This window comes from Deltaproteobacteria bacterium, from assembly GCA_018668695.1.
Taxonomy (GTDB): Bacteria; Myxococcota; XYA12-FULL-58-9; order XYA12-FULL-58-9; family JABJBS01; genus JABJBS01.
The window spans coordinates 1-8,204 of the sequence record JABJBS010000300.1 but is presented as its reverse complement, the minus strand read 5'-3'; the positions used below and the strand labels follow the sequence as shown (position 1 = coordinate 8,204).

Annotated in this window: 5 protein-coding genes and 1 pseudogene; 1 reads left to right on the top strand and 5 read right to left on the bottom strand. The window is 50.1% G+C overall.

From position 1 onward, the window contains the following. Positions 1–1,625, top strand: a 1,625-nt coding sequence (locus HOK28_16045) for a HAMP domain-containing protein (GenBank protein MBT6434611.1), incomplete at its 5' end; no start/stop codon positions are given. Positions 1,626–1,718: 93 nt separating this feature from the next. Here HOK28_16045 and HOK28_16040 read toward each other — a convergent pair. The 5 genes and pseudogenes from HOK28_16040 to HOK28_16020 form a co-directional block, all read right to left on the bottom strand. Beyond that, positions 1,719–2,744: a hypothetical protein gene (locus HOK28_16040; protein ID MBT6434610.1), complete on the bottom strand. Its 1,026-nt coding sequence runs from the start codon at positions 2,742–2,744 to the stop codon at positions 1,719–1,721. Between the two features lie 129 nt (positions 2,745–2,873). After that, a pseudogene (gene arsJ / locus HOK28_16035) lies at positions 2,874–4,109 on the bottom strand (organoarsenical effux MFS transporter ArsJ). A 10-nt stretch (positions 4,110–4,119) separates the two neighbouring features. Further along, positions 4,120–5,127: an ArsJ-associated glyceraldehyde-3-phosphate dehydrogenase gene (locus HOK28_16030; protein MBT6434609.1), complete on the bottom strand. Its 1,008-nt coding sequence runs from the start codon at positions 5,125–5,127 to the stop codon at positions 4,120–4,122. A gap of 139 nt (positions 5,128–5,266) precedes the next feature. Next, positions 5,267–6,685 carry a hypothetical protein gene (locus HOK28_16025; GenBank protein ID MBT6434608.1) on the bottom strand — a complete coding sequence of 473 codons (1,419 nt, stop codon included), beginning with the start codon at positions 6,683–6,685 and terminating at the stop codon, positions 5,267–5,269. Between the two features lie 152 nt (positions 6,686–6,837). Continuing rightward, a partial coding sequence (locus HOK28_16020; GenBank protein MBT6434607.1) for a TonB-dependent receptor occupies positions 6,838–8,204 on the bottom strand: 1,367 nt, incomplete at its 5' end.

Genomic DNA, 8,204 nt, shown 5'->3' with positions numbered 1-8,204 from the left:
AACTTTCAGAACATGTGCGCGCCGTTCGTGAGTTCGCTTTGTCGGCTTCGCATCTCGTCGATATTTCGCAGGCCGATCTCCTCGCGGACCGAATGGGATCAGCTCTCTCTCTTCGTGTAACCATTATCAACGGAGATGGGCGCGTGCTTGGAGACTCCAAGCTTGCTCCAGGCGACGTAGCGAGCCTTGAAAACCATGGCTCTCGGCCCGAGTGTCTAGCCGCTCAAGAATCAAATATCGGAATAGCAAGGCGTTACAGTGCAACGCTGCAGACCGATATGCTCTACATGGCTTTGCGTTATAAGCGCAGCGATGGAGCGGGTTGGGTTCGCGTTGCGATGCCCCTGCAAGAATTGAATGATTTAGAGCGCCAGATTCAGAGCCTACTTTTGGTGGCCGCGGTCTTGGCTTTGTTTTTTGCCTTGCTCTTAAGCTCTTTGGCATCACAGGTGATTTCACGAAGATTACAGCGTTTGGTAAACAATGTGAGAACCTTATCCAGCCGAGCGATTGAAAGCAGAACCGAGTCTGATACGCGTGACGAGTTTGGCCTCTTGGCACAGTCTATCGACAGAATGTCGGAAGATTTAGAGCTTGTCGTTAAAACCCTGGCTCAAGAACGAGACCAATTTGGCGCAGTCTTACAGGGCATGCAAGAAGCAGTCATCGCATTTGGTCGCAATTTGCAAATCACGACGATTAACGAGAGTGCGAAGCAGCTTTTTGGTTTAGGCGAGGGATTGATAGGCACCCCTGTTAATAAAGTTCCGAGTCTAGCAAAGCTATACCCCGTCTTGCAGCCTCGAATGGCGCATGCCGTGTCTGATGAATTTGAACTGGATGGAATCATCGCGCCAACTGTTCTTATCCGTATCACACCCCTGGCAGGATCTGGCGGGGGAGTGATCGTTGCGCACGATGTAACAGAGATACGGCGCCTGGAGCGGATGCGGCAGGACTTTGTGGCAAATGTTTCCCACGAGCTTCGAACACCGGTTTCGGTGATTCATGCGAATTCTGAGACCCTCCTAGATGGTGCCTTGGACGACAGAGAGCAAGGGCCTCGCTTCGTCGAAGCGATTCATCGAAACGCCGCCAGACTTGGGAGCCTAGTGGCTGACCTTTTAGACCTTTCGCGTATTGAGGCAGGCCAAAATGTTCTGAACCTGGAAGTCATTAATCTTGTGGGCGCAGGAGCCCGTGCTTCGGAGGCCATTGCTATCTCGGCGGGGAAAAAGAACACGAAAGTGGTCAACACGATTCCCGAAAATCTGGTTGCCCTGGCTGATTTTCAGGCTTTGGACCAGGTTCTCCTTAATCTCGTTGAGAACGCAGTAAAGTATACGCCAGAGGGCGGTGAAGTGATTGTTCGTGCTCGTGACCTCGACCAGCGTGTTCGAATTGAGATTGAAGATGATGGCCCAGGTGTTCCTGCAGAGCATCGCGAACGCTTGTTCGAGCGTTTCTATCGAGTTGATCCGGGCCGCTCAAAACAAATGGGTGGAACCGGCCTCGGGCTCGCCATCGTAAAACACCTCGTCAACACCATGGACGGTAATGTTGGTATGGCGCCGGCCGCTAAACAGGGTTCAATCTTTTGGGTAGAGCTTCCCAAGCCGAACTAACAATCCACTTCTTCTAAAGCCGTTTCTCCCATAAAAAAAAGGCGCGCAATCGATACCGACTGCACGCCTTTTAATCGTTAAGCATTACGGGATTTAGAAGCCTGCTTGGGTCTTCACAAATACCGCGTGGCTGTCATCGCCTGCTTCTGGCATAGAGCGCTCATAGATGAGGCCTACGCTGATTTTTTTGGCGAAGTCATGAGTCAAGCCGCCGATGATTCTCATCGTGGCATCGTCATCTACACTGGTGTCGGGGTCCATACGGTCCAGGCGCATCATTAAGTTTCCAACTGATGGAATCTTAGGTAGCAGCGTTGCAGAGAAGCCCATTCCGGTAATGTCGCCTGCTGAAGTGAATAGAAACTCGCCCCAGGCTTTAACCATCTCGTGCTTGAATCCAACAGAACCCGCGGCAATCATCGCTGCGTCGCTTCCGGCACCCACATCGTAAGAGATGAATGCGCTGATTGGCATCGACATATCGCCACCTGAGAGTGGGTCGACTGTTACACGGACCTGAGTCGCTTTGCCGTCGTCAGCTTCCTTTTTACCATAGCCAGAGCCATTGATAATGGAGACTTGGTAGTCAACCAATCCGTCCATGTGCTTACCCATGACGTGAATACCCAGGTCGGAAGACGAGAGAACTTTAACTTCGTCAGCGAATGCCTTGGAGATCCAGCGTTGGCCAACAAACTTGTCATGCTTACCGATAAAAGGTGTACCGGCAGCACCAAAGCGAAGCTTCAGGCCAAGGTCTTTGTTTTTGTATTCTAGGTAGGCGTACTTTAAAAATGCACGAATTTTCTGGTCATCTTTAAACTCAATTTCAACATCTGGATCGCTGGTTCCGATACTGCTTTTGATGTTTCCTACATCTGTTGTGACCCGCGCAGAAAAGCTGTCGGTCATTTTTGCTTTGAAGTTTAAGTATACACGTTGGATTTCGAATACGTTATTTGGTTTCGCGTCTTTAGATAGGTCGTAATGGTAGTTTGCGAAAATGAGGCCGCCAATCTTAAGCTTTGGCTCAAAGTTGGTTTCTTCAGCTTGTGCAGCTGAGAATGGAATCGCTGTGACAGCGAGAGTGATTAGGAAGGTTCGAAGGTTTGATTTCATTACATCATGCTCCTGTTAAGCAGTTTTTTATCGACGTATGTGTGTCGACTGTTGTGAAACCATTCTATGAATCGAGATGTCAGGTCAAATACAGATATGTGTCGTCTTTGTGACAAAACATTTTTTTGATCACAGAGCCTTGAGATGACGTTCTTCGGCTCGTTGGAGAGGAATACACAAAGCGCTTCCTATAAATACCATACAAATCGAGGCAATAATGCAGCTCGTCAAGCCGCTCGCTCCTTGGCCAGCCCATTGGAAGAGTGCGCCGGATAAAACGGTTCCAAGAAGCCGGCCGGCCGCATTCGACATATAATAAAAACCCACATTTAGCGCGATGGTATCCTCGGCTGCATAGGCAACCACGAGGTAGCTGTGGACCGTACTGTTCACGGCGAAGACGATGGCAAAGACAACAAGGCCTGTGATGATGACGACCGTTGGTGAGAGTTCGGTCTAAAGCCCGATGAGAATACCAACGAGTGGAAGAAGCAAAGCGCCTTTCCAGCGCCTCAATTGTTTGGCGGACGTAGGCTGAGCTGCGGGGGCTGATGATTTGGATATAAATGCCGGGGCGGAGGCTTGCACCATACCGTATCCAATAATCCAGAACGCTAAAAAACCACCCACGGCTTTATGGGACCAACCCAACGAAGCTGAAAGGAAAATTGGGAGCCCGACTACAAACCAAGCGTCTCGTGAACCAAAGAGGAAAAGCCGGGCGGCTGAGAGCCACTGGAGACGTTTGTCTGTGGGTATAAGACTCTTGAAGCTAATGGATGCGCGACTTTTTCCAGGGGCTTTGGGAAGAGCTAGAGTGGACGCTGCCCAGGTTGCTGCCAGGATGATGGCCATAGCGAAGCATGCACCGCCAAAGCCCATGCTGGTTAAGAGAAAGCCTCCAAGAAAGAAGCCAACACCTTTGAGCGTGTTTTTGGAACCAGTCAAAATGGCAATCCATTTAAGCAAACCGGCTTGGTCGCTGTCTGGCACAACCATTTTGATGTAGCTCTTGGAACTCATTTTGGTGAGGTCTTTGGCAATTCCGCTAAGGCCTTGCATGGCCATGACAAATGGAACCGTCAGATTGGATTCACCCAGGGCCAAAAGACTGCAAGCTGTTACCTGGAGTAGGAGCCCGGAGCCGAGTGTAATTTTGAGGCCGTGTTTGGCACCAAGCCATCCGCCGAAAAGGTTGGTGACCATGCCAAAGAACTCGTAAAGAACGAAGAGCATAGCCAGGGATAGAGGCGAGAAGCCTTGTTCATGAAGACGAAGCAGCACCAGCATCCGCAGGGCACCATCGCTGAGGGTAAATGCCCAGTAGGTAGCAGTGATAATGGCGTAGTCACGAACGTTGCGCATGGTATTTTTCTTAGAGGTCTTTAGCCACGAGCTTTGTGAGTTCCATCATGCGGTTCACATAGCCCCATTCATTATCGTACCATATCATTACTTTAACCAATCGCTTACCCGTTACCCGTGTGCTTAATGCATCCACGATGCCGCTGCGAGGGTCCCGTGCATAATCACTGCTCACCAGAGGCCTGGTTTCGTAGCCGAGAATGCCTTGCAGAGGTGCACTCTTAGATGCCTTCTCAATCGCGCTGTTTACTTCTTCAACGGTGGTGTCACGCTGCATCTGAAACACGCAGTCGGTAAGGGAGGCGTTATGAACGGGGGCTCTTACGGCGATACTATCTAACTTTCCTTTGAGCTCTGGGATGATCAAGGTGACCGCAGTGGCTGAATTGGTGCTGGTTGGAATCAAATTCATTTGGGAAGCCCGCGCCCGGCGAGGGTCTTTGTGGGCGCAGTCGTGGACCGATTGGGTGTTGGTCGGAGCGTGAATGGTGGTGACCAGACCATTTTCAATGCCGATAGCATCGTGAAGGACTCTTACGACCGGGGCGAGGCAATTGGTAGTACAAGAGGCCGCGGTTACGATTTTAGCGTTTTCGGTATCCAAACTTTGGTGGTTGACGCCCATCACAATATTCGGCGGGCCATCTTTCACGGGGGCAGAGACGACCACGCGTTTTGCACCGTTCTCGAAGTGGGGCATCAATCCAGCTGTGGTTCTAAAAGCCCCGCTGCACTCTAACACGAGGTCTACGCCAAAGTCTGACCAAGGTATTTCTTTGGGGTTATTGAAGCTTGTAAAGGCGATGGGCTTGCCCTCGACAAGGATACTGGTGCTGTCGGCCGAACAAGATTTGTCCCAGCGGCCCTGCACGGTGTCAAACTCCAGCAGGGTAGCCATATTTTCAGCGCTTGCGTGGGGTTCGTTGATGGCAACAAACTCAATATCTTGATTGCTATAAGAGTGGCGCAGTGCCAGCCGGCCCATGCGCCCAAATCCATTGATACCAATCTTAACCATACTTCACTCCGTGGTTTCACTCATGTCATGAGTTTGAGAACTACGTATCTGCTTAACCTGCGTCAAGCGATATAATGTGAAGATCTTGCAACAAAGAGAAGAGCTACCCAATATTTTAGATCTGGTAGGGCCATGGAGCCTAGGGATTTGGACTTTGGACTAATTCCTCTGCTTCCGCGCGAAGTCGATAGGACATGGTTTTGAGCTCATCCAGGGCGCCTAGCCAATTGTTTGAGTTTAAGTGCTGGCCATCTTGTAGCGAAGCCTCTTCCACACTGTCGGCAATTTGCGCTTGCCATGTATCCAAGAGTGTCGCGACGTTTCCTGCTGTATAGGGTCCCTCTAGAAGAGTCCCAACCGCTGCTTTGTAATCTTCTTGAAACGTGGCCCAAGCAGAGATGAGAGGGTCGCAGGCTGAAGGTAAATAACCAAACGGCCCGAAGCTTACCGGAGCACAGTCATCGGGCTCTTCGTCCCAAGCTATTGGTAGTGCTACCATACCACCTTGTTTAAAAGTGAGATCTGTATCCCAGGGTATAAGCCACATACGGTCTTTTTCTTCTTCTTCATACCAATAGTAATTGTGATTGCCGCACTCGCCGGTGTTGCCACCCTGTCCTAAGTCAACATTGCAATACCAGTGCATGATGCCATCGTCGTTGCGAATGGTTCGGTCAACTGCGAGATAGCTTGCCATGTAGGAACGGTCTATCCAGGCATCTGATACGGCCGCACGGTCAGCCTTGTTTGGGTTCTCCAACTCAGCTCGAAGCCGCTGCATTTTTTCAACCGATGGATTTTCATCTTCATTGGTTTCAAGTGCATTGATGTATGACGCATCGTCTTGGTGAATCGGCCAGATCTCTTTATAGAGGTTGCCTTTACCGCCATCGCCGAAACGCGAACGTGTGAAGCGCCCATCGATTTGTTCAACCAACAAAAAGAGTCCGGCCAACTCTCCGTTAACCAACACTTTGATAGGCGTGGTGCGCGGGGCTGGGATACCCATGGAACGAAAGAGGTAGTAAGAGAGTCTCTCACGCATCAACGAGTCATCACTGTTCATAGAGTGGAATTGTAGCTTTTTGAGACCATGAAACTTTTGGTCGGAATCGGTGTAGTTTAGTTTGACCTTCATGGACAACTTAATGCAGGTTTTTGGTCCGGAGGGTGGGAAACCCATGACCTCGGTGCATCCAATGTAGCTTCCTGCGCTGCCTTTGTAGCGTAGGCCCACATCGGGATATTCTTCACCCTCAAATTTTAGGGTTGCCGGAACATAGATTTCGGCGACGGGGTCATTGTCGATAAATGCAAGGTCTTCTGGAGTAACGACCAATTCGAAAGTACGAACGGACTCGCTCTCAAAAAGAAAGCTGGCATCGTCATCTGGGTTTGTGATTGTGGCTGGTTGCAACTCAGGGTCGGGCTCAGTCTCAGTTTCAGTCTCGGTAACATCAGGTGTCACTTGAGGAGACGATTCGGGTTCGGTGTTGCATCCATTCAAGAAGCCAGTGACCAATAAACATCCAACTAAAGCTTTTAAACAGTATCTCATCGTATGGGTATACTCCCGATTTCTCTCCCAGAGGTCAAAGTGCGCATGCACTAAATAGCAAAGAATACCCCGAAATATCTAGGGTTTTGAGCTGAAAGTGTCATTTTCAAAGCATCTGTACCTATTTTTATTGGCTCTTTACTTCTCGGGGACTAGAGATTGGCTTTTAGACCCAGCGTCGGCAAGACATAACGAAACCCGTTGCCGCTTAAAAGTCCGCCCGATTCACGGGTCACACCAACGTTAAGAATTTCAACATAGAAGTCTAAAAGCCACTGATTAAATACAATGCGCTTGTCGATGCGCAGATCGATTCGCCAATTGGGCTGCGAGCGCCCGCTGGCAACCCCGCCATTGTCAGTGCTTAGGGGCGTGCCTGTTTGAAACACCAGTCGGCTTCCGATTTCCCAGTTGCCGGAAAATTTGAAACCCGCCACGAGGTTGAGGATATGGGTCCGGTCGAAATCGTAGGCGACGTAGCGCTCGTCACGTCTGCGTTCACTGCGTGCCAGCGCATAGCTAAGCCAGCCAAAGAAGTGTCCGTTGTCATCCTTGCGAAGTATGACCTCAAGACCGTACGCTCGGCCGGTCGAGTCACTGGAAAGCCCGGTTAGCCATTCTTGCCCGTCCGGGTTTGCGGCAGAGTTAGAAGAATTCTGATTGGTTTGCTCTTCTTGGTTTTCACTTAGGTTCAGTTCGAAAAGTGTAGGGTCGAGATGATTGTAGTAAACTTGAAGGTCTAGGCTCCACTCAGCGTTTATGCCCCATTTCGTACCAATCATATTTTGGTAAGACTTGAGTAGGCCTAGATCCAAGGCGGTTACACTCAAGCCGGGTAGCGTGAAGTAAGGTCGAGGAGGTTGTTGGTAAATGCCACTGGCTGCTTTGAACCAGAGGCTTTGGTCGTCTTGTTCGAATACCTTACCGCTTATTTGGAGGCGCGGCTGGATGCCCCAATGGGATTGTTGGGTGTTGGAATAAACATCGACTCGAACTCCAGGGGTGATGAACCAAGCGTCTAATGGTTCATAGGTAAGGGCAAGCCAGCTTCCTGCATCCTTATGAAGCCCACTACTGGCTTGTGTTAGGAACTCCTGAGTGGGGTTGTCGGATGTCGTTGAGTTCATGGTGTCATCGGATAGACTCAGTTCTCTAAACTCTGCCTCCAAGCCGGCGATGATTTTAAGTGAGTGGAGAACGTTCCATTGCCAGTCAAGGTGGGGTGCTATCCCAAAGCTTGTTGCAGAAGGATCTGCGGATTCCAGTGCACTTAAGTCATAACTTAGGGCAACATGGTAGTTGCCAATCAGCGCAGAGGATTGATGACGCAATTTGAAAATGATTTTGTGGAATTCAGCCCATAAAGTTGGCTCTCTAAACTCTACGAGTTCGCCATTCTCGTATTTGGAGTCTAAGGTCTCAAGCTTGTCATGGGCGCCCAAGAACATGGCCGAGAGAAACAATTTACGGTCGCCCCAGCTGATACGCGTTTGGTAGTCCCAGTAGCTCAACCTAGTTT